This is a genomic window from Limosilactobacillus urinaemulieris, from assembly GCF_932750685.1.
In the GTDB taxonomy this organism is placed as follows: Bacteria; Bacillota; Bacilli; order Lactobacillales; family Lactobacillaceae; genus Limosilactobacillus; species Limosilactobacillus urinaemulieris.
Genome location: NZ_CAKOBX010000009.1, coordinates 71,600 through 97,343 on the forward strand (window position 1 = coordinate 71,600; position 25,744 = coordinate 97,343).

24 protein-coding genes, 1 tRNA gene, 1 riboswitch and 1 other annotated feature are annotated in these 25,744 nt (G+C 41.1%); of the genes, 19 read left to right on the forward strand and 6 right to left on the reverse strand.

The features are described from left to right. Window positions 1-49 precede the first annotated feature (49 nt). The 3 genes from clpX to MR181_RS07340 are packed head-to-tail and all read left to right on the forward strand — an operon-like array spanning window position 50 to window position 2,221. Window positions 50-1,303 (forward strand): ATP-dependent Clp protease ATP-binding subunit ClpX, encoded by a 1,254-nt coding sequence (gene clpX, locus MR181_RS07330; protein ID WP_098044646.1) that lies wholly within the window; start codon window positions 50-52, stop codon window positions 1,301-1,303. Window positions 1,304-1,327: 24 nt separating this feature from the next. Then, window positions 1,328-1,918, forward strand: a complete 591-nt coding sequence (gene yihA, locus MR181_RS07335) for a ribosome biogenesis GTP-binding protein YihA/YsxC (RefSeq protein ID WP_242336571.1) — start codon at window positions 1,328-1,330, stop codon at window positions 1,916-1,918. A gap of 3 nt (window positions 1,919-1,921) precedes the next feature. Next, complete coding sequence (locus MR181_RS07340; protein ID WP_003716887.1) at window positions 1,922-2,221, forward strand: nucleoside triphosphate pyrophosphohydrolase family protein; 300 nt, start codon at window positions 1,922-1,924, stop codon at window positions 2,219-2,221. 56 nt (window positions 2,222-2,277) lie between these two features. On the opposite strand, the gene MR181_RS07345 is transcribed toward MR181_RS07340, so the two are convergent. Further along, complete coding sequence (locus tag MR181_RS07345; RefSeq protein WP_191911545.1) at window positions 2,278-2,418, reverse strand: SPJ_0845 family protein; 141 nt, start codon at window positions 2,416-2,418, stop codon at window positions 2,278-2,280. A 137-nt stretch (window positions 2,419-2,555) separates the two neighbouring features. On the opposite strand from MR181_RS07345, the gene uvrC reads away from it, so the two are divergent. From uvrC to MR181_RS07395, 10 genes are all read left to right on the forward strand, one after another. Beyond that, on the forward strand, window positions 2,556-4,367 hold the full coding sequence (gene uvrC / locus MR181_RS07350) for an excinuclease ABC subunit UvrC (protein ID WP_242336574.1): 1,812 nt from the start codon (window positions 2,556-2,558) through the stop codon (window positions 4,365-4,367). Between the two features lie 65 nt (window positions 4,368-4,432). Continuing rightward, window positions 4,433-5,746 (forward strand): GTPase ObgE, encoded by a 1,314-nt coding sequence (obgE, locus tag MR181_RS07355; protein WP_242336577.1) that lies wholly within the window; start codon window positions 4,433-4,435, stop codon window positions 5,744-5,746. Between the two features lie 32 nt (window positions 5,747-5,778). Beyond that, window positions 5,779-6,708, forward strand: coding sequence for a ribonuclease Z (gene rnz / locus MR181_RS07360; protein WP_242336579.1), 930 nt, complete (start codon window positions 5,779-5,781; stop codon window positions 6,706-6,708). Between the two features lie 25 nt (window positions 6,709-6,733). Next, window positions 6,734-7,567: an SDR family NAD(P)-dependent oxidoreductase gene (locus MR181_RS07365; protein ID WP_242336582.1), complete on the forward strand. Its 834-nt coding sequence runs from the start codon at window positions 6,734-6,736 to the stop codon at window positions 7,565-7,567. A gap of 82 nt (window positions 7,568-7,649) precedes the next feature. Further along, window positions 7,650-9,974, forward strand: coding sequence for a single-stranded-DNA-specific exonuclease RecJ (recJ, locus tag MR181_RS07370; protein WP_242336585.1), 2,325 nt, complete (start codon window positions 7,650-7,652; stop codon window positions 9,972-9,974). A gap of 18 nt (window positions 9,975-9,992) precedes the next feature. Continuing rightward, window positions 9,993-10,511 carry an adenine phosphoribosyltransferase gene (locus MR181_RS07375; RefSeq protein ID WP_102169079.1) on the forward strand — a complete coding sequence of 173 codons (519 nt, stop codon included), beginning with the start codon at window positions 9,993-9,995 and terminating at the stop codon, window positions 10,509-10,511. 24 nt (window positions 10,512-10,535) lie between these two features. Continuing rightward, the gene (locus MR181_RS07380; RefSeq protein ID WP_242336587.1) at window positions 10,536-11,147 is read left to right on the forward strand and encodes a DUF308 domain-containing protein; all 612 of its coding nucleotides are present in this window, start codon (window positions 10,536-10,538) and stop codon (window positions 11,145-11,147) included. Between the two features lie 69 nt (window positions 11,148-11,216). Then, a tRNA-Ser gene (locus tag MR181_RS07385) sits at window positions 11,217-11,305 on the forward strand. 145 nt (window positions 11,306-11,450) lie between these two features. After that, window positions 11,451-12,587: an ArgE/DapE family deacylase gene (locus MR181_RS07390; protein ID WP_242336590.1), complete on the forward strand. Its 1,137-nt coding sequence runs from the start codon at window positions 11,451-11,453 to the stop codon at window positions 12,585-12,587. Window positions 12,588-12,641: 54 nt separating this feature from the next. Further along, window positions 12,642-12,980 (forward strand) — a binding site (T-box leader). A 91-nt stretch (window positions 12,981-13,071) separates the two neighbouring features. Further along, window positions 13,072-13,896, forward strand: coding sequence for an amino acid ABC transporter substrate-binding protein (locus MR181_RS07395; RefSeq protein ID WP_242336624.1), 825 nt, complete (start codon window positions 13,072-13,074; stop codon window positions 13,894-13,896). Window positions 13,897-14,018: 122 nt separating this feature from the next. Here MR181_RS07395 and MR181_RS07400 read toward each other — a convergent pair whose 3' ends face one another. The 3 genes from MR181_RS07400 to MR181_RS07410 form a co-directional block, all read right to left on the reverse strand. Continuing rightward, window positions 14,019-14,807: an acetoin reductase gene (locus MR181_RS07400; protein ID WP_242336593.1), complete on the reverse strand. Its 789-nt coding sequence runs from the start codon at window positions 14,805-14,807 to the stop codon at window positions 14,019-14,021. Between the two features lie 251 nt (window positions 14,808-15,058). After that, window positions 15,059-15,550 carry a DUF805 domain-containing protein gene (locus MR181_RS07405; RefSeq protein WP_242336596.1) on the reverse strand — a complete coding sequence of 164 codons (492 nt, stop codon included), beginning with the start codon at window positions 15,548-15,550 and terminating at the stop codon, window positions 15,059-15,061. Between the two features lie 379 nt (window positions 15,551-15,929). Next, window positions 15,930-16,667: a glucose 1-dehydrogenase gene (locus MR181_RS07410; protein ID WP_242336599.1), complete on the reverse strand. Its 738-nt coding sequence runs from the start codon at window positions 16,665-16,667 to the stop codon at window positions 15,930-15,932. 326 nt (window positions 16,668-16,993) lie between these two features. Between MR181_RS07410 and MR181_RS07415 the strand changes: the two genes are divergently transcribed. Both MR181_RS07415 and MR181_RS07420 read left to right on the forward strand, forming a co-directional pair. Further along, window positions 16,994-18,148 (forward strand): ArgE/DapE family deacylase, encoded by a 1,155-nt coding sequence (locus MR181_RS07415; protein WP_242336600.1) that lies wholly within the window; start codon window positions 16,994-16,996, stop codon window positions 18,146-18,148. An 8-nt stretch (window positions 18,149-18,156) separates the two neighbouring features. After that, entirely contained in the window at window positions 18,157-19,671 is a 1,515-nt protein-coding gene (locus tag MR181_RS07420) for a YfcC family protein (RefSeq protein WP_242336603.1), read from the forward strand. A 66-nt stretch (window positions 19,672-19,737) separates the two neighbouring features. On the opposite strand, the gene MR181_RS07425 is transcribed toward MR181_RS07420, so the two are convergent. After that, complete coding sequence (locus MR181_RS07425) at window positions 19,738-20,619, reverse strand: aldo/keto reductase (RefSeq protein ID WP_242336606.1); 882 nt, start codon at window positions 20,617-20,619, stop codon at window positions 19,738-19,740. 69 nt (window positions 20,620-20,688) lie between these two features. Continuing rightward, the gene (locus tag MR181_RS07430) at window positions 20,689-21,096 is read right to left on the reverse strand and encodes a hypothetical protein (RefSeq protein WP_242336609.1); all 408 of its coding nucleotides are present in this window, start codon (window positions 21,094-21,096) and stop codon (window positions 20,689-20,691) included. Window positions 21,097-21,144: 48 nt separating this feature from the next. Here MR181_RS07430 and MR181_RS07435 point away from each other — a divergent pair, with 48 nt between their 5' ends. From MR181_RS07435 to cytX, 4 genes are all read left to right on the forward strand, one after another. Further along, window positions 21,145-22,200: a dipeptide epimerase gene (locus MR181_RS07435; protein ID WP_242336612.1), complete on the forward strand. Its 1,056-nt coding sequence runs from the start codon at window positions 21,145-21,147 to the stop codon at window positions 22,198-22,200. A 104-nt stretch (window positions 22,201-22,304) separates the two neighbouring features. Then, window positions 22,305-22,985, forward strand: coding sequence for a ribonuclease H family protein (locus MR181_RS07440; protein WP_242336615.1), 681 nt, complete (start codon window positions 22,305-22,307; stop codon window positions 22,983-22,985). Beyond that, the gene (locus MR181_RS07445; protein WP_242336618.1) at window positions 22,985-24,145 is read left to right on the forward strand and encodes a hydroxymethylglutaryl-CoA synthase; all 1,161 of its coding nucleotides are present in this window, start codon (window positions 22,985-22,987) and stop codon (window positions 24,143-24,145) included. Before MR181_RS07440 ends, MR181_RS07445 begins: the two co-directional genes overlap by 1 nt. A 15-nt stretch (window positions 24,146-24,160) precedes the next feature. Next, window positions 24,161-24,268: riboswitch (TPP riboswitch) on the forward strand. 81 nt (window positions 24,269-24,349) lie between these two features. Continuing rightward, on the forward strand, window positions 24,350-25,525 hold the full coding sequence (gene cytX / locus MR181_RS07450) for a putative hydroxymethylpyrimidine transporter CytX (protein ID WP_242336621.1): 1,176 nt from the start codon (window positions 24,350-24,352) through the stop codon (window positions 25,523-25,525). The last annotated feature ends 219 nt before the right edge of the window (window positions 25,526-25,744 follow it).

Consider the following 25,744-nt stretch of genomic DNA (forward strand, 5'->3'; position numbering starts at 1 on the left):
TTAAGTTTGTTATTATTAAAACAGTATATTTAATAGGAGGCTACAATCCATGTTTGAAGATACTAGTGGTATGGATTCAGTCCACTGTTCATTTTGTGGTAAGTCGCAAGATGAGGTAAAAAAGATTGTTGCGGGCCCGGGGGTTTACATCTGTAATGAATGTGTTGCCCTGTGCCAAGAAATTATTGACCAGGAGCTTGAAGAGGACCGTAAGAACAGTACATTTAAGGTTCCAACACCTGAAGAAATCATGAGCAAGCTTGATGATTACGTAATTGGGCAATCTGATGCTAAAAAGACCCTTTCTGTTGCGGTTTATAACCACTATAAGCGGGTTAATGCAATGACAACTGGTGATAATAATGATACCGAATTGCAAAAGAGCAACATTGCAGTAATTGGGCCAACTGGTTCGGGGAAAACTTACTTAGCTCAATCATTAGCACGGATCCTAAACGTTCCGTTTGCAATTGCTGACGCAACTACATTAACCGAAGCAGGATATGTTGGTGAAGACGTTGAAAATATTATTTTAAAGCTTCTCCAAGCTGCAAACTTTGATGTTGAAGCGGCTGAAAAGGGAATTATCTATATTGATGAAATTGATAAGATTGCGAAGAAGAGTGAGAATGTTTCCATTACCCGTGATGTTTCTGGTGAAGGTGTTCAACAGGCCCTCTTGAAGATCCTTGAAGGAACCATTGCTAATGTTCCTCCTCAAGGTGGTCGAAAGCACCCTCAACAAGAATTTATTCAGGTTGACACTAAGAACATTCTCTTTATTGTCGGTGGTGCCTTTGATGGAATCGAGACAATTGTTAAGGAACGTCTTGGTGATAAGACAATCGGCTTTGGGACTAACTCCGACGAAGCTGCTAATGTTACCGAAAAGAATATTCTGCAACACGTTATTCCTGAAGATCTCCTGAAATTCGGGCTAATTCCAGAATTTATTGGTCGGCTCCCAGTAATGACGGCATTACAAAAGCTCGACGAAGATGATCTTGTTCGGATTTTAACTGAACCGAAGAATGCGCTTGTTAAGCAGTATCAAGAATTGATTCGTCTTGATGGTAGTCAATTGACCTTTACGGATGGAGCATTACGTGCAATGGCTCAATTAGCAATTAAGCGAAACACCGGAGCTCGGGGTCTTCGTTCGATTATCGAAGGAGTTATGCGTGATGTGATGTTTGACTTGCCAAGTCGGAAGGACGTTGAGAAGGTAATTATTGATAAACGTTGTGTAACTCAACACACAGAGCCACGATACGTTATGAAGGGCGAAAAGGAAGCTTCATAATTTAAGAAAGGTGAGTGCAAGGCAGTGCAAGTCAATAATGTTGATTTAACGATCAGTGCAGTAGAACCTAAACAGTACCCTGCAACTAACTATCCGGAGATTGCGCTTGTTGGTCGGTCTAATGTTGGTAAATCATCATTAACCAATGTTCTTATTAATCGACGAAACTTTGCTCATACATCTAGTCAGCCGGGGAAAACACAAACGTTAAACTTCTATAATGTTGAAGACGAACTTTACTTTGTTGACGTCCCTGGTTATGGTTACGCAAAAGTTTCCAAAAAGGAACGTGAACGCTTTGGTAAGATAATTGAGGAATATCTAACTACACGTCAACAATTGCGTGGAGTTATTCAATTAGTTGATGGTCGGCATAAACCAACAGCTGATGACGTTTCAATGTATCAGTGGCTTGCTTATTATGATATTCCGACTTTAATTGTTGGTACAAAGATTGATAAGGTTAAGCCAAATGCTCGAAATCGGGTAAAAAATGATATTATCAAAACGCTGGAATTAACATCTAAGACATCATTGGTACTATTCTCTGCTGTAAAAAAGCAGGGGCAGGATCAAGTGTGGAATTGGATTGAACAGCGAATTGGGGAGGAATAATTAATGGATTTCGATCAATACCAAAATGCAGCAAAGCGAACGCTCTATGGCAATGAACAAGTATTAACTAATTGTGCGTTAGGATTAGCCGGCGAATCTGGTCAGGTAGTTGACCTAGTAAAGAACTATACCTTCCGTGGTCGTAAATTAGATCGCCAACAACTTATTCATGAAATGGGTGATGTCCTTTGGTACCTTTCACAAATTGCCGAATGGGCTGATATTCCATTTGATGAAGTTGCTAAGACTAATATTAATGAATTAAATAAACGCTATCCGCAAGGGTTTAAAAAACAAGATTAACTAATAGTAAAGCGGCAAGAATGGTCTCAACTAGCACCGTTCTTGCCGCTTTACTATTACTTGTTATTATCTTTCTTCTTGGCTGTTTCTTTATCCTTTTCGGTATCTTTGGGTTGCTTCTTCGTCTTCTTGGGATCAACCGCAAATTGATCAAACAGTTTATCTAATTGCATACTGCGTCGGGTAACAAGTCCCATTTTCAACACTCTCCTCTAGTTTTTTCATACTCTAGCATAAAAAGGGCTGAAAGTACAATTATCTGGACAGATCCTTTGCGTTGTTCCTTTGATTTAACGTATAATTAATACTTAGCAATTTAAGTGGAGGAATCTTTATGGCAAGTGAACACCTTGAACATAAACTGGCATTATTACCGGATAAACCTGGTTGTTATTTAATGAAAAACATCAACGATCAGATTATCTATGTCGGCAAAGCCAAAAACTTAAAGAACCGGGTTCGCTCTTACTTTAAGAGCTCTCATACGGGAAAAGTAGCGAAAATGGTTTCTGAAGTTGCTGATTTTGAAACGATCGTGACCTCTACCAATAAGGAATCATTTTTACTGGAAATTACATTAATTCAAAAGCACCAACCCTACTTCAATATTAGGTTAAAGCGGGGAACCGGATATCCATACATTAAAATTACAAATGAACGGGATCCGCGGACAATGATTACTGGTCAAGTAAAGAAGGATGGCGCCTACTATTTTGGCCCTTATCCGAACGTTTATGCTGCTGAAGAAACCCTTCATTTCATTCAGAAAGTGTATCCCCTGCGTCGCTGTAACGGCTATCAAAATCGGCCGTGTTTGTATTACCACATGGGACAATGCCTTGGTGCCTGCTTTAAAACTGTTCCCCGTGAAGAATACGATGAGCAGATTAAGCGGATTAAGTCTTTCTTAAACGGGAATACAGCGACTGTGAAGCGTCGGTTAACCAAGCAAATGGATGAAGCAGCAGCAAATTTAGAGTTTGAACGTGCAGCTGAGATTCGCGACCAGTTACACTATATTAAAGTAACGGTTGAAAAGCAGAAGATTATTTCTAATGATAAAACACCGCGAGATCTCTTTAATTTTTATATGGATAAGGGATGGTTGTCTATCCAAGTGTTCTTTATTCGTCAGGCGCGCTTGATGAAGCGGGAAAAACGGTTATTTCCGGTTGTTGATACTGACGTCGAAGAAATGACCAGTTTTATTCTGCAGTTTTACAATCGCCGAAATAATGTCCTACCAAAAGAAATTCTTCTGCCACATGGCCTTCCAAATAAAGAAATTAGTGAAATCTTAGGAGTACCGGTAAGGACGCCTGTGCGGGGAGAAAAACGTGATTTAATGGCGATGGCACGTGAAAATGCGCAACTATCGCTTGACGAAAAATTCCGTCTCCTCGAACTAGATACCAAGAAGACCACTGGTGCGATGAAAGAAATCACGGATGCATTAGGCTTGCCAGAGGGACATAAGATTGAAGCCTTTGATCACTCACATATCCAAGGGGCTGACCCAGTTAGTGCAATGGTTGTTTTTGTTGACGGAGAACCAGCGAAGAAACTTTATCGGAAATACAAGCTGAAGAGTGTGATTAATCATGCTGATGAAGCTGCTAGTACGCGAGAGGTAATTCGACGCCGTTATTCACGGCTATTGAAGGAAAATAAGCCAATGCCTGACATGATCTTCATGGATGGTGGTGAAATTCAGATGAATGCGGTTAAGGATGTCCTTGAAAATGAACTCGGCCTGGATATTCCGGTAGTTGGAATGGTCAAAAATGATAAGCACAAGACAGCTGATCTTCTTTTTGGCGATCATGATGAGCATATTAATCTGAACCCACGGAGTCAGGGATTTTACCTTGTTCAACGGATTCAGGATGAGGTTCACCGTTTTGCAATTACATTTCATCGCCGTGTTCATGCACGGCATTCAATGGCTTCCCGTCTCGATGCAATCAAGGGAGTCGGACCACGAACCCGGACAAAGTTGCTGCAAAAATATGGTTCAATTACTAAAATTGCCGCAGCTCCAGTCGAGGATATTCATTCGCTAGGAATTAACATGAAGACTGCCCAGCTAATTAAAGTTTCCCTTCAAGGAAACGCCGAAATAGCTAAGGGTAGTAGTCATGATTGATTTTGACGCTGGTAATTTTTTCCAATATACTTGTAATTAGAACAGAAGAACGGAGAAATCAACTTATGAATACTTTTGTTGATCAAATTAAAATTGAAGCTCATGCCGGAAAAGGCGGGAACGGAATGGTTTCCTTCCGGCGTGAAAAATATGTCCCTAATGGTGGACCATCCGGTGGTGATGGTGGCCATGGCGGTAATATCGTGCTAAAAGTTGACGAGGGACTAAGAACATTAATGGACTTTCGTTATCACCGGATTTTTAAGGCTAAAAATGGTGGTAACGGAATGAGTAAACAGATGACCGGTCCGAGTGCAGAAGACACTGTTATTAGCGTGCCTCAAGGGACAACGGTTCGGGACTTGGATACTGGTAAAATCATTGGTGACCTTGTTGAGAATGGTCAAACCTTGGTAGTTGCCAAGGGTGGCCGTGGGGGTCGTGGTAATATTCACTTTGCCAGTGCGAAAAACCCAGCTCCTGAGATTGCCGAAAATGGTGAACCAGGAGAAGATCGCTACCTCGAACTTGAATTAAAGATGCTTGCTGATGTTGGTTTGGTTGGCTTCCCTTCGGTTGGAAAGTCAACATTGCTATCGGTTGTTACAGGCGCTAAGCCGAAAATTGCAGCTTATGAATTTACGACATTAGTTCCTAATTTAGGGATGGTGCTATTACCTGATGGTCGGGATTTTGCAATGGCTGACATGCCAGGATTGATTGAAGGGGCTTCTAAGGGTGTTGGCCTTGGGTTGAAGTTCCTTCGTCATATTGAACGGACACGGGTGTTGCTTCACTTAGTTGATATGAGCAGTGATGATCCAAAGCAAGCAATCGAACGATTTAAGAAGATTAATCACGAATTAGCTAACTATGATCCAGAACTCTTGAAGCGACCACAAATTGTCGTGGCAACGAAGATGGACTTACCAAACGCGGAAAAGAATCTAGTTGCCTTTAAGCAAGACTTAGCAGCTGACAAGACACTGGCAAAGCAACCTGAGATTTTTCCAATTTCAGCGGTTACTCATCAGGGGGTTCAACAACTGATGCAATTGACTGCTGACCTCCTCGATAAGACGCCAGCATTTGATAGTGAAAGTCATGATGAGCAGCTTGAAGCAGTTTACAAAGCCGAAGCACCAGAAAAAGATCAGGCCGCCTTTACGATTAGTCGTGACGAAGATGGCACTTGGGTTCTTGGAGGTGAAAAACTTCTTCGCCTATTCAAGATGACCGATCTGACCCATGAAGAAAGTCAATTACGGTTTGCTCGTCAGCTTCGTCATATGGGAGTTGATGAAGCATTACGGGCTAAGGGAATTCAAGACGGTGATACTGTCAGAATTGATAAGTTTGTCTTTGAATTTGTACAATAATAAATAAAATCAGAAGGAATTGAGGAAAGAGCATGCAGCTTGAATTTTTAGGAACTGGAGCCGGTTCACCAAGTAAGCAGCGAAATGTTACTAGTGTTGCCTTGAAACTATTGGAAGAGTTAAATGAAATTTGGTTATTTGATGCGGGAGAAGCAACCCAGCACCAAATTCTCCACACGACGATTCGCCCAAGAAAGGTAACAAAGATCTTTATTACCCACCTTCACGGCGACCATATATTTGGCTTACCAGGATTCTTAAGTTCACGGTCATTTCAGGGTGGTAATGAGCCGTTAACAATTTACGGACCAGTAGGAATTAAAAAGTTCGTGATGACAGCTCTTCAGGTGAGTGAATCACGGTTAAGCTATCCGTTGAAATTCGTTGAAATTGATCACAATCAAGAATTGTTTAATGAACGCGGGTTTAAAGTAACAACGATGTCGCTTGACCATAAGATTGCTTGTTATGGCTATCGGATTGAAGAAGCTGATCATCCTGGTGAACTGCAAGTAGATAGGTTACGTCAAGATAATATTCCTTCTGGACCAGTCTATGGTCAATTAAAAGCCGGGAAGACAGTTAAACTTGACGATGGTAGAGTAGTCGATGGGAAAAACTATATCGGAAAGCCGCAACCAGGGCGAATTATCGCAATTCTTGGCGACACGCGGCAAACACCCAATGCGGTGGTTCTCGCTCATCAAGCGGATGTTCTTGTGCACGAAAGTACGTTTGCAAAGAATGAAGCAAAGATGGCGCACAATTACTATCACTCAACGAGCCTTCAAGCGGCAGAGGTTGCTAAACAGGCAGGAGCAAAGAAGTTATTATTGACCCATATTTCAGCACGGTATACGGGGAAAGCAGCGTATCAGTTAGCATACCAGGTTCGTGATGTTGTACCAGACACTAAGGTAGTAAATGATTTTGATGTGATCGATGTCCCATTTAAAAAATAAGTAGACTAGCAAGGAGGTCCTTAAAATGAAGAAAAGGTTTAAGCAGCTACGATTCTTAAAAAATAAAGTAGTTTTGATAACTGGCGGCGATAGTGGAATCGGCAAAGCATTGGCTCTTGAAGCAGCACGTCGGGGAGCAATTGTAATTGTGGTAGCACGAGATCAGAAGCGCTTGGAAAAAGTTGCTAATCAGTGCTTGATTTTATCTGGTCGTCCTGCCTTTTCTTACCAGTTAGATGTTACTGATCCTGACCAGATCGATGCTGTTTTATCCCAAATTCAGCATGAGGTTGGCGGGATTGATGCCCTTGTTAATTCGGCCGGTCTGGGTGATTTTTCACCGGCAACTAGTGAATCATTTGCAACACTTAAACGAATGACTGATGTTAACCTCCTTGCTCTAATGTATATTAGTCGTTGTGTCGCTCGCCAAATGATGGATCAGGGTTATGGGGCAATTATCAATCTTGGTTCAATGGCCGGAAAGATTCCAACACCGAATAGTGCGGCTTACTCCGCCACTAAAGCAGGGGTTAATCAATTTGATAACGTCTTGCGGATGGAAGTTGCTGACTATGGTGTCCAGGTTTTAACAGTTAATCCTGGTCCAATTGATACCCCATTTTTTGAAAAGGCGGATACTCAAGGGAAATATCGGGCGCACCTACCAAAATGGATGTTTATTTCTCCAGATAAGCTTGCTGAACAAATATGGGATAACGTTGGCTACAAGACACGGGAAATCAATCTTCCAGGGTATGTAACCTGTCTAAGCTGGGTATATGGAATTATTCCTGGTCTCGGTGATTGGGCAATCAAGAAGTTCTTTGATTTTCAACAAAACAAGAAAGAACTATAATTAACTCTCCAGGCAATGGGGTGGGACGATAAAATTGTCAGTCTCACTCCTCTCTTGATTTTAAAAACGAATGGTGATTTGAATGGTAGAAGCACAGTATGATTGGCAACGGATAGCAGTACCAGATAAGCAAATAGTGGAGCAGCTGAGTCAAAAATTAGGGATTAATCCTGTGATTGCACGCTTATTAGCAGAGCGGGGAATTACTACTCCGGAAGAAGCTCATCGTTTTATTCAACCGTCGATGCAAGTAGTTCATGATCCACATCAGCTTCATGACATGGATAAGGCTGTTGAACGGATTCAAGAAGCGGTAGCGGCAGGGGAACAAATAACCGTTTACGGTGATTATGATGCTGATGGGATTACCAGTACCGCCTTAATGTATGAAGTCTTGCAGGATGTTGGCGCTAATGTTAATTATTATGTTCCTAACCGTTTTCGTGACGGCTATGGGCCAAACGCAGAAGCATATCAGAAAATAATCGATCAGGGAACAAAATTGATCATCACCGTTGATAACGGGGTAAGCGGTAAGGCAGTCATCGATCCGGTTATCAAGCAGGGGATCGACGTGATTGTAACGGACCACCACGAGATGCCTGAAGACTTACCTAATGCATACGCAATTGTGCATCCGCGTTATCCGGGGAGTAATTACCCGTTTGCTGATCTATCTGGGGTTGGCGTAGCGTTTAAAGTAGCATGGGCGTTGCTGGATGAATTTCCAGAAGAGCTGCTTGATCTGGTTGCAATTGGTGAAATTGCTGATGTCGTTAGTGTTAGCGATGAGAACCGACCGTTAATTATGATGGGGATTCAAGAACTCCGCCAGGGGATGCGTCCGGGACTACATGCGTTAGTTAAAGAAGCAGGAATTAGTGAACAGTCCCTGACTGATCAGGATATCGGTTTTGTAATTGCCCCACGATTAAACGCGCTGGGCCGGATTGCTGATGCTAATGAGGGAGTTGAACTGTTAACGACTCTTGATGAGGATCGCGCAACTAAATTGGCAAAGGCTGTTGATCAAGCTAATAGTAAGCGGCAGGAACTGGTGAATGAGATCATGGGAGAAGCTCAGCAACAGGTTGAGCGGCTACCTCAGGATCAACCGGTATTGTTGGTGGTTGGTCATGACTGGCATCAGGGAGTTTTAGGAATTGTTGCTAGTCGCTTAATGGACCAAACAGGGAAACCAACCATTGTAGCCAGTACAAATGACGACCAGAAAATTGCTAAGGGTTCTGGCCGAAGCGTAGATGGCTTTAACTTGTTTGCCGCCTTGGATGGTCATCGAGATCTAATGACTTCATTCGGTGGTCATCCGGCTGCTTGTGGTTTAAGTTTTGCGACTGAAAATGTCAAAAAATTACGAAGTGTCTTAATCAGTGAGGCGGAAAATCAGCATTTTGATGGTCAGCAAAAGCAGCCATTGGAAATTGCAGCTTCGATTAGTCCTACTGAAGTAAATATGCAATTATATGATCAATTAGTAAGCCTTTCGCCGTTCGGTCCGGGAAATGAACAGCCAGTTTTTGAATTACAACCGGAGCAAATTAATAGTATTGTCACTATGGGCAAGGATAACTCACACCTGAAATTTATGGTGGGCGATCCACAGTCTCAGGTTACGGTAATTGCGTTTGGTAAGGGGAAACTTGCTACAGTTTTAAAAGCAGCGATGGCCAGCCAAATTAAGCTGGCAGTTAAGCTCTCAATTAATGAGTGGCGAGGAAAACGAACGGTTCAGTTGATGTTGGAGGATATTAGTATCGATAATCCAGTAATTATTGATCAACGAACCAATAAATTAAATCCGCAACTCTTTAATGAAGCGGGATATTATATTGCATTTGACAAAAAGCTTCGTGATAATATTCAGCCACATTTACCAGAGGGGAGTGCATTATCACCTGATGAAGCAGCCAAGACTGACTTTTCTGCTCAACGAGTAACGATTGTTGATTGCCCAGCGAACCTCGAAGAATTTGAAAAATTATTTAGTGATGATCAGCAGGCGCCCTCGATGATTCGGCTACTGCTTTTTCAGCCTCACAGCGTGTATTTAAGCGGGATGCCCGTTCGAGATGAATTTGCTCGTTTATATCGGTTAGTGATCGGGACGACACAAATTGATCTAAATCGACAATTAAACCAGTTAAGTTCCCGGTTAAAAATTAATGCCGAACGATTAATTTTTATGATAAGAGTGTTTTCTGCAGCTGGATTTGTTACAATAAAAGATGGTATTTTAAAACCTGTCAGTGATGTAAACAAAACTGACATAAAAGAAACAAGCCCATACCAGCAGCGCGTTGCTCAATATCAGGCGGAACAAGTGCTGTTATTTAGTGATAGCAAAGCTCTGGCAAAGTGGGTATTGAACTGTCTAAACATACATTAAAGGAGACAATTTTTTCTTATGACTTTAGACCTCTACAAGTACGTTGCGAGTGTCCCAGATTTTCCTGAAAAGGGTGTAATTTTTCGGGATATTTTACCATTAATGGCTAATGGTGCAGCATTTAAGCAAGCAACTGACGAGCTTTGTGAATACGCTAAGGACAAAAAGGTTGATATGGTTGTGGGACCAGAAGCACGGGGCTTTATCGTTGGTTGTCCAATTGCTCGTGAACTACAAGTTGGGTTTGCACCAGCACGAAAAAAGGGCAAGCTTCCCCGGAAAGCTGTTAGTGCCACCTATGATCTGGAATACGGCGAAGCAACTCTACAAATGGAAGCTGATTCTATTAAGCCAGGTCAACGGGTATTAGTTGTTGATGATCTCTTGGCTACTGGTGGTACCATTTCCGCAACTATTAAAATGGTTGAAGAACTTGGTGGAATTGTCGTTGGTTGTGCCTTCTTAATCGAATTGAAAGATTTACATGGTCGGGAAAAGATTAAAGACTATGATATGAAAGCATTAATGGAGTTTTAGTATCAAAAATAGGGGTATTTATTAATGATTTTCTTGATTGTTTTTGGTGGCTTAATGTTAATCTTAGGTGGTTTTTACCTTGCTAATTCATGGCAACAATACCGTGAATGGAAGGGTGGAACGATCATCGTTGTTCTTAGCTTAGCTGCTGTAATATATGGTGTAATGAACCTTCCAGCATTTAACCGAAGTAAGCAACATTCTTCATCTGAAGCTCAATCTTCTCAGGTTACAAGTAATAGTGGGAGCATGTCATCATTTTCTAATAAGGCTAATATCGGTTCAGGAACTGGTTCAGCTTCTCAAGAAAATAAGGAAATGGCAATCTTGCGGCAGCTCCAAAAGGGATATTCCAAGTTTGGTGACGTTTCTTTTGATAGTAAGACCAAGACCTACAAGATAACGCCAACGGATGATGATACTGTTAACGCACTTAAGCAGTTAGCGCAGGATCCTAGTCAAGCTGAACAAATGGGCTGGAGTAAGTTAACAAGTTCTTTCAAGAAAAACTCTAAGGATATTGATAAGGCAATCGGGGATGATTACTCACTTAGTATCATGAATCCTGCTGATGATAGTCAAGCCATGTACACAGCAAAGAATGGCAAGACAACTTATGATATTGCAAATCAATAATTACCTTTACTGTGGAACACAATTTTGATACAATTTGGTTGTTCGGAATTATTTCGAATGACTAATCATGGAGAGTTGGCAGAGTGGTAATGCACCGGACTCGAAATCCGGCGAACCCGTGTAGAGCGGGCGCGCAGGTTCAAATCCTGTACTCTCCTTAAGCATAAATAACCGTGAATCGTTGTTATAATAGCGATTCACGGTTATTTTCTTTATAAGAAGGAAAATTGATTACACTTTACAAACCCATTAATTAAGAGTACAGTGTTTAGTATTAAAAATTAATGAGAAAGGAGTGGGACGATGGATGACCAAGCAAAAATTGCCTTATTACAAAAAGTAATTCAGTTTAATACCGTTAATGGCAATGAACAATCTTTGGCTGAATATTTGAAAGAGGTGCTTGCCCAACATCATATTGATAGCAAATTGGTTAAGTTTGCGGATAATCGGACATGCTTAGTAGCTGAGATCGGTAATCAACCGGGGAAAGTACTGGCTTTCGCTGGTCACATGGATACGGTAGCAACTAGTGATCCGGCAAAATGGAAGTACCCGCCTTTCTCAGGAGAAATCGTCAACGGTAATATTTACGGTCGTGGCTCGGTGGACATGAAAGGTGGTCTAACAGCCATGGTCATTAGCTTAATTCAGATGAAGAAAGCGGGACTGCCAAAGCATGGTAAGGTTCGCTTACTCCTTTCGGTTGATGAAGAAGTTGGTGGTCAAGGATCAATGCTGTTAACGCAAAAGGGATATGCTAATGATTTAGATGCAATGATAATGGGAGAAGCCAGTTCAAACCAGCTTGAATACGCTCACTGTGGTTCGTTTGATTATGAAATTGAATCCTTTGGTAAGACGGCGCACAGTTCGCGTCCAGATTTAGGCATTAATGCGGTAGCCAACTTAGCACAGTTTATTGATGGTGAACGAACTGCTTTTGCTGATGCTCAATCGAGTCCCGTCCTTGGTAAGGTGATTCACTCGGTAACCGTCTTCCATGGTGGTGAGCAGTTAAATTCAATTCCGGATTACGCTTACTTGAAGGGGAATGTGCGGACTGTTCCTGAATGTGATAATGAAGAGACACAAGCACGATTGCAAAAAATTATTGTTCAATTGAATAAGCAGGGTGCTCAGCTACGCCTTAAAGTAGTTGCTAGCTTTGCACCAGTCGTAACTGATCCGCATGATCCGTTCATCAATCTTGTTAGTGATACGGTTGCGGCCATAAAAGGAAGTAAGCCAAAGGTGATTGTTTCACACGGGGCAACCGATGCTTCTCGGTATTCATTAGCTGAGAAGCCGTTTTCGTTCGTTGAGTATGGACCAGGGGATGATCGCCAATCTCACCAGATTAACGAACACCTTTTAGTTGATGATTTTTTGCAGGCACCGACGATTTATCAGCATATTGCTGAAAGATTTCTAATTTAATTTTAATAAATTTATTGACTTTATAAGAAATTAGACTATAGTAATAACCAATATTCAAAAACGATCAACAGAATTAGTACTAGGGAATTTTGTTTAGAGAGTTAGCGGTTGATGGGATGCTAACCAAATGACTCTAGGAAACACATCTGCTAGTTGAATTTCTGAAAAAAGTAGGAATGACCGGGGAGCCCGTTATCGCCAAGAGTTTATTGATTGAACTTAGTAAGGTTGTTTTTGTGAGAAAGCAGCAAGGACGAGGTGGGACCGCGGCAACGCCCTCGTTACCATTAATGTGGTAGCGAAGGTGTTTTTTATTTAATCAACGAACTTAGTGAGTCGGTTATCGTGAGGTGATCGAGAAGTGGGGTGGAACCGCGCATTCGCGTCCTCTAAAGCAATGATGCTTTGGGGGGCTTTTTTATTTAGGAGGGAAATAGTCATGAGAACACAACGATTTATTCGCGCACTAATTACATTAGCCATAATGATTGCTCTATTACCAATTGCTGGCTGCAAAAAGTCCGCTAATCCTAATTACCGTGCTAATCACGTTGATCAATGGTCACGAATTAAGAAATCAGGTCAGCTCAATATCGGGGTTGATGATAGCTTCGTGCCAATGGACTTTCGGCAGAAAAACGGGAAATTAGTTGGTTATGACGTTGATCTTTCGCGTGCAGTCTGCAAAGTGCTCGGGTTAAAGGCTAACTTTCAATCGATCGATTGGTCAATGAAAGAAACCGAATTAAAGAATGGAACGATTGATGTAATTTGGAATGGCTATACCGCAACTCCAGAACGGCAGAAAAAGGAAGCCTTTAGCCGGGTTTACGAACGTTCTGGACAGTCACTGGTCGTTAAAAAGAACTCGGGAATTAATAGCTTCAAGGATATGCAAGGAAAAAAGCTTGGCCTTCAGGAAGGCTCGACAGCTTTTACTGACTTTAATAAGTACCCACAGTTGCTGAAAAAGTATATTAGCGGGTCGCCAATCATCTACCAGGATAACAATTCTGCCTTTATGGATTTAAAAGCAGGGCGGACACAAGGGGTTCTTGCCGGAACGATTTACGCTGGTTATTATGCAAAAAATTTAGCTAAGACTAACCAATATAAGCTTATTGGTAGTAATGTCTTTCCACAAGATCGGGTTGCTGTGGGGATGAGGAAAGGTGATCGCACACTAGTAAGAAAAATTAATTATGCTCTTGGCGTTCTCCAAAAAGACGGGACCCTTCGCCGAATTAATGAAAAATGGTTAGGAATTGATTCTAATTATTTGGGACCGACGAATGAGTTTAAGAATTAGTAGTAATTGAATTTTTAATCGTGCTTATACAAATAGAAAGCGGCTTGACCACAGGAAAATTCTGTAATCAAGCCGCTATTGTAATATTTAAAATTCTATGTAGACGCATCCGTAAAACTTAATTAAATAAATTGAACCCCACCGTCAATTTGGACTGCTTTACCGGTCATGTAGTCGGACTTGGTTGAAGCAAGGTAAGATACAAAGTTAGCAACATCTGATGGGTGCTCAACACGACCAAGAGCGATTCCGTCAATGGCAGCCTTTAGGTATTGACCTTTTTCACCGCCGTTTTCTTCCACCATCTTTTCGTCGATGAAGTCCCACATATCAGTACCAACGATACCAGGGCAATAGGCATTAACGGTGATGTTAAACTTAGCTAATTCTTTAGCAGCAACTTGAGTTAAGCCACGGATAGCAAATTTAGTTGAAGAGTAGGCACCAAGTTGTTCATAACCGATATGTCCAGCAATACTTGAAGCGTTGATAATCTTACGAATTTTATCACCATCATCTTGCTTCTTAAATTGTTCGGCAGCTGCTTGAATACCAAAGAGAACACTGTCAACATTTGTTGCATAAATCTTATGGAAGTCTTCTGCAGATTCGTCAAGCAAGTTGCCAATTTGAGCAATCCCTGCATTGTTAATGTAAGTATCAAGACGACCAAAGTTATCAACGGCTGTCTTAACAAGCATTTCGTGAGTACTCTTCTTGGAAACATCACCAGGTGCAGAAACAACCTTAAATCCCTTATCAGCTAATTCCTTAGTAGTTTTATCGGTTTCGTCTTTATGGTAGCCATTAATAACCATTGCATAGCCATCTTTACCGAGTTGTTCGGCAATTCCTTTACCAATTCCACGACTACTACCAGTAATAACAGCGACTTTTTGTTCTTCAACCATACTAAGATCTCCTTTTATGATTAGCAAAGTTATCTGTCAACATGTTTATTATTGCACAAAATAGTTAAAATGGATAGAAAGCGCTTTAATTTTAATATCATATTTAGGTTAATTGGGAACTTTTCACGACTCCCTTTAAGATGATAATGCCGCGCGAGGGCGTCCGTCACCTAAATCGTCTCTACATGAATCAACTTTAAAACAAAAGCCCAAGCGTCACTTCTTTGTCAACGCTTGGGATCATTTTTAAATTAATTTTCATTCCGTAAGCTAGGAATCTCTTGATCATTATCCTTATTTGGACTCCACCAACCTTGCTTGTTAATATAATTGCTTGGTAAGCACATGAAGACCAATACAACGATTTCTAAAGCAGCCATTAGTCCTTCGCAAAATGCGTTATCAACATTTCCTAAAACAACTGAAAGGAGCCAAACGGCAAATAGAAACCAACCGGAGATACCAACATCTCGAATACGCCGAACAGCAATTGAAATTGCGGGGAAGATATTCGCAAAGCCGAATACTCCCATGATAACCACGATGATTAGTACCATCCCCAGTCCTTGGGTTGTTCCGTTTACCAGGGAGCCAATTGATGAAACTCCAGAAGCGGCTAGTAGAAGCCATAAAATAGCATAAATAATGACATTCATTAACACTGCCCACCAGTAATCCGCCCGGGTTGAGGTTGCTTGGTATTTAAATGCATTTTCCCAATAATATTTGTAAGCCTTTAACATAATTACATTCCTCCTAATCATTATATTTACTATAGCATATTAATGGAGGCCTTAATTATTAAAAACCTCCCTAATGCATATCAGTTTATATTATCCTGTATTCACACTAGAATATAAGTATGGGAAGGAAAGGTATTGGATTTTTATATAAAGGAGCTGTTTTTAATGAAAATTGCCAAAAAGCCACTTTCTAAAAAGCAAAAAATTGCGGCTGTTAGTTTGATCAGCAGCGCAATTGCCTTACCCGTATGTATTTTTGCCAAAAAGCATTCAAAATAAAGAGTAAAATATAACAGTAACTTAAAAACTGTCACCTGAGTTAATAACTTGGGTGGCAGTTTATTTTTGGTATTAATGGCTAAAAATTAAGGATTTATATTTATTGAGCAGTGTAACCCCCGTCAGTAACAAATTCAGAGCCAGTACTGAAGGAAGAACGATCAGAAGCGAGGAAGACACACATGTTGGCAATCTCATCTGCGTCACCGAGCCGGCCCATCGGGTGAAGTGCTTCCAAATCAGCCCGCATTTCTGGGTAGGCGTCAACCATTGGTGTATGAGCGTATCCAGGGTGAACAGAATTAATCCGAATTGGGTAATTCTTGTCACAGCAGTAAAGGGCAGCAGACTTAGTGATCAGGCGGACAGCACCCTTAGCGGCATTGTAGGAGAAGAGGTTTGGAATCCCAATTAATCCAGCGATTGAGCAAAGATTAATGATTGATCCGCCATTTTCCTTCATGTGCTTGATGGCATACTTTTGACCAAGCATAACCCCATCAAGGTCAACCGAAAGAATCTTGTGGAAGTCTTCCATCTTAACGTCTTCAGCATTATCGAACAGCAAGATTCCGGCGTTATTCAACAAAACATTCACTGGGCCAAAAGTTTCTTCAGCTTTCTTAAATACTTCTGGCCATGAAGCTTCATCAGAAACATCTTGCTTGATGAAAATGGCCTTATCACCAAATTGTTCAGCCTGTTTTTGACCTTCAGTATCATCAACATCGGTCATGACAACCTTAGCTCCTTCATCAATGAAGGCCTTGGTACTTGCAAGACCGAATCCCTTAGCTGCACCAGTTACAATTGCGATTTTACCTTCTAGTTCACCCATAAAGAAACACCCTTTCTATATAGAAACCAACATTAATTCATTTGTAATCGCTTACATGTTAATGTTATCACTAAGTAATAGATAAAACAAACTTAATTGATGATAAAAGATGATTAACCAGGTGGCTTCATGGCAGGAACTCCTTTGTTGACTAAGCTTTAATGTTAAATAACTCATTTAATTGCATTTTTATTTTGATATATTTAATATAATGTATTATTATTCATTAATAACAAATAATTTTAGTATTATATGAATATCAGATGTATGATATGATTTTATTGTAAGCGATTACTTTAACGGATATTTTTTCAGGAGGGGTCATCATGGAAAAACAGAAGCAGATTGAAATTTTATCGAAGCTGATCAGTATTAAGTCAGTAAACGATAACGAGGGTGAAGTCGCTGACTATATTGAATCACTTTTTGCCCCATACCAAGATCAGGGAGTTCAGATTGATCGGGTTCAATACGCTCCGGGACGAGATAATTTGGTAGTGGCAATTGGTTCTGGTGACCGGATTTTGGGCTTTTCTGGTCATGAGGATGTGGTTTCTGCTGGGGATGAAGCTGATTGGCAGACGGATCCATTTCAAGCAACGATAAAAGATGGTAATTTGTACGGCCGTGGCGCTTCTGATATGAAGAGTGGGTTAGCTGCTTTAATTATCAGTATGCTTGAGATGCTCGAAGATAATTCAGTTCCTGGGAAAATTAGGTTACTTTGTACGGTTGGTGAAGAAACGGGCGAGTATGGTGCGGCCCAGCTCACTAAGGAAGGTTATGCAGATGGCCTAGCCGGTCTAATTATTGCTGAACCGGGGAATGATATGACTGAGATTGGCTACACGTCGAAGGGAGTCATTGATTATATTGTTACCTCAGTAGGAAAGCAGGCCCATAGTTCTCAACCGGAAAAGGGGATTAACGCGATTGATCACCTGATTGATTTTGCAACCCAGGTAAAGCCGTTAATGGCCCAGTTTGATCAGGAAAACCCAATTTTGGGTAAGCTGACCCATGTTCAATCCGTTTTCCAGGGTGGTTCACAGATTAATTCCGTTCCTGATAAGGCAATTATTAAGGGAAATATTCGAACGATTCCTGAATATCCAAATAAGGTCGTCTTTGCTGCCTTAAATGATCTGGTAGAGAAGTTGAATCAGAAGGATGACTATGATTTAAGTATTCGTTATAGTTTTCCGGAAGAAGCAATGCCGGGAGACAAGAATGCTCCATTGATTAAGCTGATGGAAAAAGTTCATGGTGAAATATTTAAGGATCGTCCAGTAAAAGCTATTGGTCAATCTGGTGCAAGTGATGGTTCGGAATTTCTTCATGGAAAAGGTGATTTTGCAATCGCAGAAATTGGACCAGGGAACAATACGCAACACCAAACTGATGAATTCGTGAATATTGAAACTTTTTATAAGTCAGTCGAATTCTATAAACAAGTAGCTAAGGAATTCTTTGCAAAGTAGGTGAGCTTATGGAGGAAAAAGTACAAAAGAAGCATCGGTTTCATATGCCCTCGGCCTTTACAATTCTTTTCTTGCTGATTGCGTTAATCGCAGTCTTGACCTGGATTATACCGGCTGGGGAATACAAAGTTAACGGTGCGGGAAATATGATTTCTGGGACCTATCACACGGTTGCTAGTCACCCGCAAGGAATTTGGGACATCTTTATGGCGCCAATTATTGGAATGATTGGTGATAAGGCAACTACTGGAGCAATCGACATTGCATTATTTATTCTGGTAATTGGTGGCTTCCTGGGAGTTGTTAATAAGACTGGCGCGTTGGACGACGGTATCCGTTCAATAGTCGAAAATTCTAAGGGTCACGAGAAACGTTTAATTGTTGTGCTGACGATTATCTTTGCGATTGGTGGTTCCACATACGGAATGGGTGAAGAAACTCTCGCATTTTTCCCGTTAATTGTTCCAATCATGATGGGAGTCGGCTATGACTCGCTTGTTGCTGCCGGGATTATTTTGCTCGGTACTAGAGTTGGTGACTTAGCCTCAACGGTCAACCCGTTCTCTACCGGGGTTGCTTCTGGCATTATTAAGATTTCTCCTGGATCAGGACTCGGTTCCCGGATTATCTTATTGATCATTGTGACCGCCTTAACGATTGCTTTTGTATTACGCTATGCTGACAAGATCAAAAAGGATCCGACAAAATCATTAGTTTATTCGCAACGAAAAGCGGATATGAAGTTCTTTGAAGTTGACCAGCGGACGACAAAACCACAACCGTTAACCAAGGTTCAAAAGCATGTCCTCTGGGTCTTTGCTTTAACGTTTATCATTATGATTGTGGGGTTAGTTCCCTGGACAAGTATTAATAAGTCCTGGACATTCTTTGAAAGCTTTACTAAATGGCTCACCCAGATTCCGTTCCTTGGCGACTTCTTAGGTGCTGATATGACCGCATTGGGTAGTTGGTACTTTAACGAAATTACAATGCTATTCTTATTTATGTCAGTCGTCATTATGTTTGTTGGTCACATTAAGGAAACCGAATTTATCAATTCCTTTATGAGTGGAATGAGTGACTTACTGAATGTTGCCATTATTGTTGCGGTTGCTCGGGGAATTCAAGTTGTTATGAACAATGGTAAGATTACCGGAACAATCCTTCATTGGGGTGAAATTTCTTTAGCTGGAATGCCCAAAGCCGCTTTTATTATCCTGGCCTTTATATTCTTTATTATTCTCTCATTCCTGATCCCATCAAGTTCTGGATTAGCAGCAGCAACGATGGGGATTATGGGTTCGCTAGCTCAATTTGCCCACGTTGACGGGAGTGTGTTAGTTACTTCTTACCAGGCCGCTACGGGATTAATTACTGCGATTACACCGACTGCCGGAATGCTGGTTGGGGCCCTCGCTCTTTCACGGATCCCAATTACGATCTATTGGAAGTGGGTTTATAAATTTATTCTTCTCCTATTCTTAGTAACTTGTGTTTACCTCGCAATCCTAACAGCACTCTAAAAAGAAAAACAGGCAAGCGATCGTCAACTAATTCGATCTCTTGCCTGTTTTCGATTACTCAAATTCTTAAAATTCACCCGGCTTAGCGATGTAATCATCACGACCATTTGGGTTTCCAGACCACTTATACTTGTCATACCAAATTGAATGCTTCTCTTCATCAAGCATTGCAATTGCTTCCATCTCATCCGCATCTAATTCAAAATCATTAATATCACGATTTTCTCGCATCCGTTCCTCATGAACTGACTTTGGGATAACAATGAAACCCTGTTGAAGTTCCCAACGAAGAATTACTTGTGCTGGTGTCTTTCCATGCTCCTTCGCAATTTTACTAATTACAGGACTGCTTAGTAGTTGCCCATTACCTAGTGGTGACCAGGCCTCTAATTGAATGTGGTTGTCCTGACAGAAGGCAACGGTATCCGGCTGGTGAATGCGAGGGTTGAACTCAATTTGGTTGACCATTGGCATGATATTAGCGTGATCCATTAAATTTTGGAGGTGGTCAACGTCAAAGTTGCAAACCCCAATTGCTCGCGCTTGTCTATCGTTATAGATTGCTTCCAGTGCTCGCCAGCTTTCAATATATTTATTAAACACGGGCCAGTGAAGAAGAAGGAGATCAACATAATCGGTTCCAAGCTTCTTTAGTTGTTCATTAAATGCATTCCGAAGTTTATTAACGTCTCCTTGATCCCCGTTAAAAATTTTAGTAGTAAGAAAAAGTTGCTCTCGCCCAATCCCTGAGTCTTTAATTCCTTGTCCGACTTGTTCTTCATTTCCGTATTGTTTAGCAGTATCAATTAACCGATAGTGATTCTTAATTGCGTTAGTAACGATTTTAGCGGTTTGATTAAACGGAATTTTCCAAACACCGAAACCAATTCGTGGCATTTCAATTCCGTTACTTAGTTTAATTAATCTTTGTTGATCTTCATTCAACATTTTCACCTTCTTAGGTTAATTTTAGCAGTAATTATTCTGTGTGATGAAGGTGAATTATATTTAACTGGTTTATTTCCATTGATAGTTCTTTTGGGTCGGCTTTTTAAGGCCAATTACTTTCTCATTCCGTTTAACCTTAATTGTCACTTGATATTTATCGTTATTTGATTGAACCGATCTGGTAAGAGCAGTGGCTTGATTGCTAATGCTGGTCTTATCATTTTTGGTCATTTTTTGAAAGCCAGACTTAACTTGAATGATAATTGTTTTGCGATCACGGTAATAGATTTTCTGAATATATTTTGCATAATCATAATTCCCCGGATCGCTATCGGCATATTCCTGATGCTCTTCAAGGTTATCAGTAAGCTGCTGATTGATCCTTCTTAAAGGTTGTTGCTTAGCATTTGCATTGCTAATATTTAGGATTAGACTAAAAGATAAGAATAATAAAATAATGAACGCTTTTTTATGCATAATGAACTCCTTAGTGACTTGAACGTGGCAAAGTGTGAGGTGCTTTTGATGAAAGATGAATTAACAATTTCTAAAATAATGACTGAAGTGGTTGAGATACCTTTGGAACAGCCATTTATCACTCATCTTCATACGGTTAACGCAATTCATGCAATCCGGGTGAAGGTAAAATTGAAAAATGGGTTGGTTGGTATCGGTGCCGCGACTCCGAATGAGGTGGTTACGGGCGATAATATTGACACTCTTAAAATAATTATTGAAGAAGTAATTGCACCGCGATTGATTGACTCTTCCCTAGCTAATGTCGAACCCCTGATGAAACGACTACATACTGCTGTGGTAGCAAATGGCCCAGCAAAAGCCGCGGTTGATATCGCAATTTATGACTTGTTAACTCAAATTTATCACGTGTCACTTAACCATTTGCTTGGTGGGAGTAAACAATCAATGGCGACTGACTATACTATTAGTATCGGTAAGCCAGCTGAAATGGTGGAGCAGGCAAAGAAGACGGTTCAACGTGGGTTTACTGCATTAAAGATTAAACTTGGCGATCATTCCATTGATGAGGATGTGGAGAGTGTTAAGCAGATTGCTCAAGCTGTTGGCTCAGATGTAGCATTACGCCTTGATGTTAATCAAGGGTGGAGTTATAAGCAAGCCTTGCGAGCTTTCAACATACTAGCTGACGCAAATCTAAACCTTGATTTTATTGAGCAACCACTACCGGCAAATCAGTTACGTGAGTTAGCGCTGCTCCGTCAGCAATCAACCATTCCGCTAATGCTAGATGAGAGTGTATTTACACCAGCGGATGCCTTACGGGTAATCAAAGCTGGAGCAGCAGATTATGTTAACATTAAGTTAATGAAGTGTGGCGGAATCTACGAAGCAACTAAGATTAATCAGTTATGTGAAAGTGCAGGAATCCCGTGCATAGTTGGCAGTATGATTGAGGCTCCTGAAAGCATTGCCGCTGCAGCAGCTTTTGCTAATGCTCATACTAATGTTCACTTTATTGATCTTGATTCGGTTTATATGATAAAGAATGATCTCGATCTGGGTGACTTGAAACGGGTTGGAATTCATTTATGGCACGCGTAATTTTAAATTTCCTGGTATTATTTTATGATGCTGGGATTTTTCATTTTCCACATTACGACTAAATTCGTTATAATTAATATATTACTTTTTTTTCGAGGGTGGATATGAGTAAAGTATATGCAGTTAGGAAAGGACGGCACCCAGGAATTTACCTTACCTGGTCAGAATGTCAGCAAGAAATTAATGGTTATCCGGGTGCGGTGTATAAGAGCTTTTCCAGTAAGTCGTTAGCTAGAGAATGGCTTGCTGGCGATGATAAAAGTCAAACAAAAGATCATGATGGTAAGCTAAATGATCCAAATATCATTTACCTGTATACAGATGGTGGTTCACGCAATCACGGTAATAAGCCGGGGCAGCACGTTAAGCAAACAGATAAAGCGGCTTGGGCATTGTTGATCAGTAAAGACGGTCAGCAATTTACCAAGACTGGTGGTGAATTTGGCGCGACGAATAACCGGATGGAATTAATGGCACTCCGGAATGCTCTCCAGATTTTAGTAAAGAACCGGAAGCAAGAGGAACCAATTATTGCAGTTCTTGACTCACACTATGTCTTGGATCCGATCATGAAAAATTGGCTAAACGGTTGGCAACGCCGGGGATGGAAAACAAGCGCTGGTTCGCCGGTTGCTAATCGTGAGTTGTGGCAAGAGGTTATTCAATTACTACCACAGTTTAAACAGTTACATTTTCAATGGACCAAGGGACACGCAAATAACCAAGGAAATATTGTTGTTGATCACTTATTAAACCAAACAATGGATCAAATGGGGGAAGAATAATGAAAATTGGAATTGATAAGATGGCATTTGCAACTACTGATGAGTATATTGATTTACGCGAACTAGCTCGTAAACGGGGGGATGAACCTGATAAGTACACAATTGGAATTGGTCAGGATCGACAGGCAGTTGTTCCGCCAACCCAAGATATTGTTACTTTAGGAGCAACGGCTGCCAAGAAGCTTTTATCCAAAGATGATAAAAGACATCTTTCCACCGTGATCGTAGCTACTGAATCAGGGATTGATAATTCCAAGGCAAGTGCCATTTATATCAAACATCTTTTGGGACTGGATGATTTTACCCGTGCAGTTGAACTAAAGGAAGCCTGTTATTCAGCAACAGCAGGGATTCAGTTTGCTAAAGGGTTAGTCGCAATGAGTCCCCAGTCGACAGTCCTAGTAATTGCAGCTGATATTGCTCGTTATGGGTTAAAAACACCTGGTGAGGTTACCCAAGGGGCTGGGGCAGTTGCAATGTTGATTTCTGCTGCTCCTCATATCTTGGCTCTTGAGGATACTACGGTTTCATATACAAAGGATGTTATGGACTTTTGGCGGCCACTTTACGCAACTGAAGCACATGTGGATGGCAAATACTCGACTAATGTTTACGTTGACTTTTTCCTTCAGTGCTGGCAACGCTATCAGCAAATGACTGGACGACAACTGGATGATTTTGCTGCCTTAACTTTCCACTTGCCATTTACCAAGATGGGGAAGAAGGCACTGGAGGCACTCCTTAAGGACAATCAATCACCGGTTGCTGACAAAATGCGTGAGCAGCTGACCGCAAGTCAAAAGTACTGTCGTGAGGTAGGAAACCTCTATACGGGTTCACTTTACCTTGGAGTAATGTCATTGTTGCAAAATGGTCAGGTTAATCCTGGGGACCGGATTGGTCTTTTTAGTTACGGTTCTGGAGCAGAAGGTGAATTCTACAGTGGAATTCTTCAGCCTCACTTTGAAAAATACCTGAGTGACGTTAAGGATGATCTAGCAAATCGTCATCAGGTTTCAATTGCTGAATATGAGAAGCAGTTCAACTCACAGCTGGGGATGAACCCGGACGATGTTGAATTAGATTGGCAATCAGATCCAGCACCGTTTATATTAAAGGGTCAAAAAGAACACAAACGGATTTATCAGGAAAAGAAATAAAATGTTACAATATAATTAACACAAACGGGGAGCTTGTATAACAGGCTGAGAGGAAGATGTGATCTTCGACCCATGGGACCTGATTTGGATAATGCCAACGGAGGGAATTCAGTTAAGAATTTTAAAATCGATCAGGTAGGTGCCTAGTCGATTTTTCTTTATCAAGATCAAGTTTCGCTAATCAATAAAAGGATGGTGGAACTGATGCAACATAAGACATCACTAGTAGAAAATGGAATGATTTGGTGCGGCGCGGGAATATCAATTGCGGAGATCCTGACAGGAACTTACTTAGCACCATTAGGGATGACCAAGGGAATAGTGGCCATTATCTTAGGTCATTTGATTGGCTGTGGGTTGCTGTTCCTTGCTGGAATAATCGGTGGCCAGTTGCGGATTAGTGCGATGGAATCGGTAAAAATCAGTTTTGGCCAATTTGGTGGAATCTTTTTTGCTAGTCTAAATGTTTTACAATTGATCGGCTGGACGGGAATCATGATTTATGATGGTTCGCTAGCGGCTAATGGTCTTTGGAAATTGGGCCGGTCACTATGGTGCGGATTGATTGGATTCCTAATCATAGTGTGGTTAATTATCGGGATTCGTCGCTTAAAATGGCTGAACACCGTTGCCTTAACTGCTTTATTACTTTTGACGGTTTGGTTATGCTATTTAATCTTTGCTGAACCACATGTAAATAATCATTTAGGGGCATTATCATTTGGACAAGGATTAGAATTAGCCGTTTCGATGCCCCTATCCTGGCTTCCCTTAATTTCCGATTATACTTCGGTTGCCCAAAACCCGATCCAAGCGAGTGGAGTTAGTGCAATCACTTATGGTGTCATTAGCTGTTGGATGGCAATTGTCGGCCTTGGCGCAACCTTATTAACCGGGCAGACAGATATTGCTAAAATAATGGTTAGTGCTGGCGTTGGGATTAGTGGCCTGATTATTGTCCTCCTGTCAACAGTCACTACAACGTTTATGGATGCCTATTCTGCAGGAGTCTCTGCACAAACATTAAAGGTTAAGTGGTCTTCACGTTTAACGGCGATTATTGTAACCGTTATTGGAAGTGCTGGTGCAATTATTTTGCCGATGGATAATTTTAGTAACTTTCTTTACATCATTAGCTCAGTCTTTACTCCAATGATTGCGATTCAGATTATGGATCGATTTGTTCTTCGCCTTAACAATAAGGATCGTTGGATTAGTTGGAATCATTTTGCCTTATGGCTAGTTGGTTTTATAGTATACCGCTGCTTGATGTTAGTAGATCTTCCCGTAGGAAATACGTTGCCTGATATTTTGATTGTGATGTTTTTAGTATGGCTTGCCGATCGGAAAAGGGAGTGGGGCAGTGTGGGGCAGAACTAGCTTGTCTAGTTCGTCTTCCACCCTCGTCGACGCGAAGCTAGCCTACTAGGGGTTGATCAAATGCTGATCTATCAGTATTTGAACTGCTAGCCAGCTACTGTGCAGTATTACCTTTAAAACAGTGAAGAGGTCGGGTTATTTTGGGTATACACTTTCTGGTATTGATAAAAAATCAATGCCAGTTTTTTTGTACACAAAAAGGACAACTGCTGTCCTCGT

Coding starts and splice junctions, on each gene's coding strand:
- MR181_RS07430 (WP_242336609.1), bottom strand. CDS start 21,096: ATGCATAAAAAAGCGTTCATTATTTTATTATTCTTATCTTTTAGTCTA.
- MR181_RS07390 (WP_242336590.1), top strand. CDS start 11,451: ATGGATGACCAAGCAAAAATTGCCTTATTACAAAAAGTAATTCAGTTT.
- MR181_RS07345 (WP_191911545.1), bottom strand. CDS start 2,418: ATGGGACTTGTTACCCGACGCAGTATGCAATTAGATAAACTGTTTGAT.
- cytX (WP_242336621.1), top strand. CDS start 24,350: ATGCAACATAAGACATCACTAGTAGAAAATGGAATGATTTGGTGCGGC.
- MR181_RS07440 (WP_242336615.1), top strand. CDS start 22,305: ATGAGTAAAGTATATGCAGTTAGGAAAGGACGGCACCCAGGAATTTAC.
- MR181_RS07405 (WP_242336596.1), bottom strand. CDS start 15,550: ATGTTAAAGGCTTACAAATATTATTGGGAAAATGCATTTAAATACCAA.
- MR181_RS07380 (WP_242336587.1), top strand. CDS start 10,536: ATGATTTTCTTGATTGTTTTTGGTGGCTTAATGTTAATCTTAGGTGGT.
- MR181_RS07375 (WP_102169079.1), top strand. CDS start 9,993: ATGACTTTAGACCTCTACAAGTACGTTGCGAGTGTCCCAGATTTTCCT.
- uvrC (WP_242336574.1), top strand. CDS start 2,556: ATGGCAAGTGAACACCTTGAACATAAACTGGCATTATTACCGGATAAA.
- MR181_RS07415 (WP_242336600.1), top strand. CDS start 16,994: ATGGAAAAACAGAAGCAGATTGAAATTTTATCGAAGCTGATCAGTATT.
- MR181_RS07425 (WP_242336606.1), bottom strand. CDS start 20,619: ATGTTGAATGAAGATCAACAAAGATTAATTAAACTAAGTAACGGAATT.
- MR181_RS07340 (WP_003716887.1), top strand. CDS start 1,922: ATGGATTTCGATCAATACCAAAATGCAGCAAAGCGAACGCTCTATGGC.
- clpX (WP_098044646.1), top strand. CDS start 50: ATGTTTGAAGATACTAGTGGTATGGATTCAGTCCACTGTTCATTTTGT.
- obgE (WP_242336577.1), top strand. CDS start 4,433: ATGAATACTTTTGTTGATCAAATTAAAATTGAAGCTCATGCCGGAAAA.
- rnz (WP_242336579.1), top strand. CDS start 5,779: ATGCAGCTTGAATTTTTAGGAACTGGAGCCGGTTCACCAAGTAAGCAG.
- MR181_RS07400 (WP_242336593.1), bottom strand. CDS start 14,807: ATGGTTGAAGAACAAAAAGTCGCTGTTATTACTGGTAGTAGTCGTGGA.
- MR181_RS07410 (WP_242336599.1), bottom strand. CDS start 16,667: ATGGGTGAACTAGAAGGTAAAATCGCAATTGTAACTGGTGCAGCTAAG.
- MR181_RS07420 (WP_242336603.1), top strand. CDS start 18,157: ATGGAGGAAAAAGTACAAAAGAAGCATCGGTTTCATATGCCCTCGGCC.
- MR181_RS07435 (WP_242336612.1), top strand. CDS start 21,145: ATGAAAGATGAATTAACAATTTCTAAAATAATGACTGAAGTGGTTGAG.
- recJ (WP_242336585.1), top strand. CDS start 7,650: ATGGTAGAAGCACAGTATGATTGGCAACGGATAGCAGTACCAGATAAG.
- MR181_RS07365 (WP_242336582.1), top strand. CDS start 6,734: ATGAAGAAAAGGTTTAAGCAGCTACGATTCTTAAAAAATAAAGTAGTT.
- MR181_RS07395 (WP_242336624.1), top strand. CDS start 13,072: ATGATTGCTCTATTACCAATTGCTGGCTGCAAAAAGTCCGCTAATCCT.
- MR181_RS07445 (WP_242336618.1), top strand. CDS start 22,985: ATGAAAATTGGAATTGATAAGATGGCATTTGCAACTACTGATGAGTAT.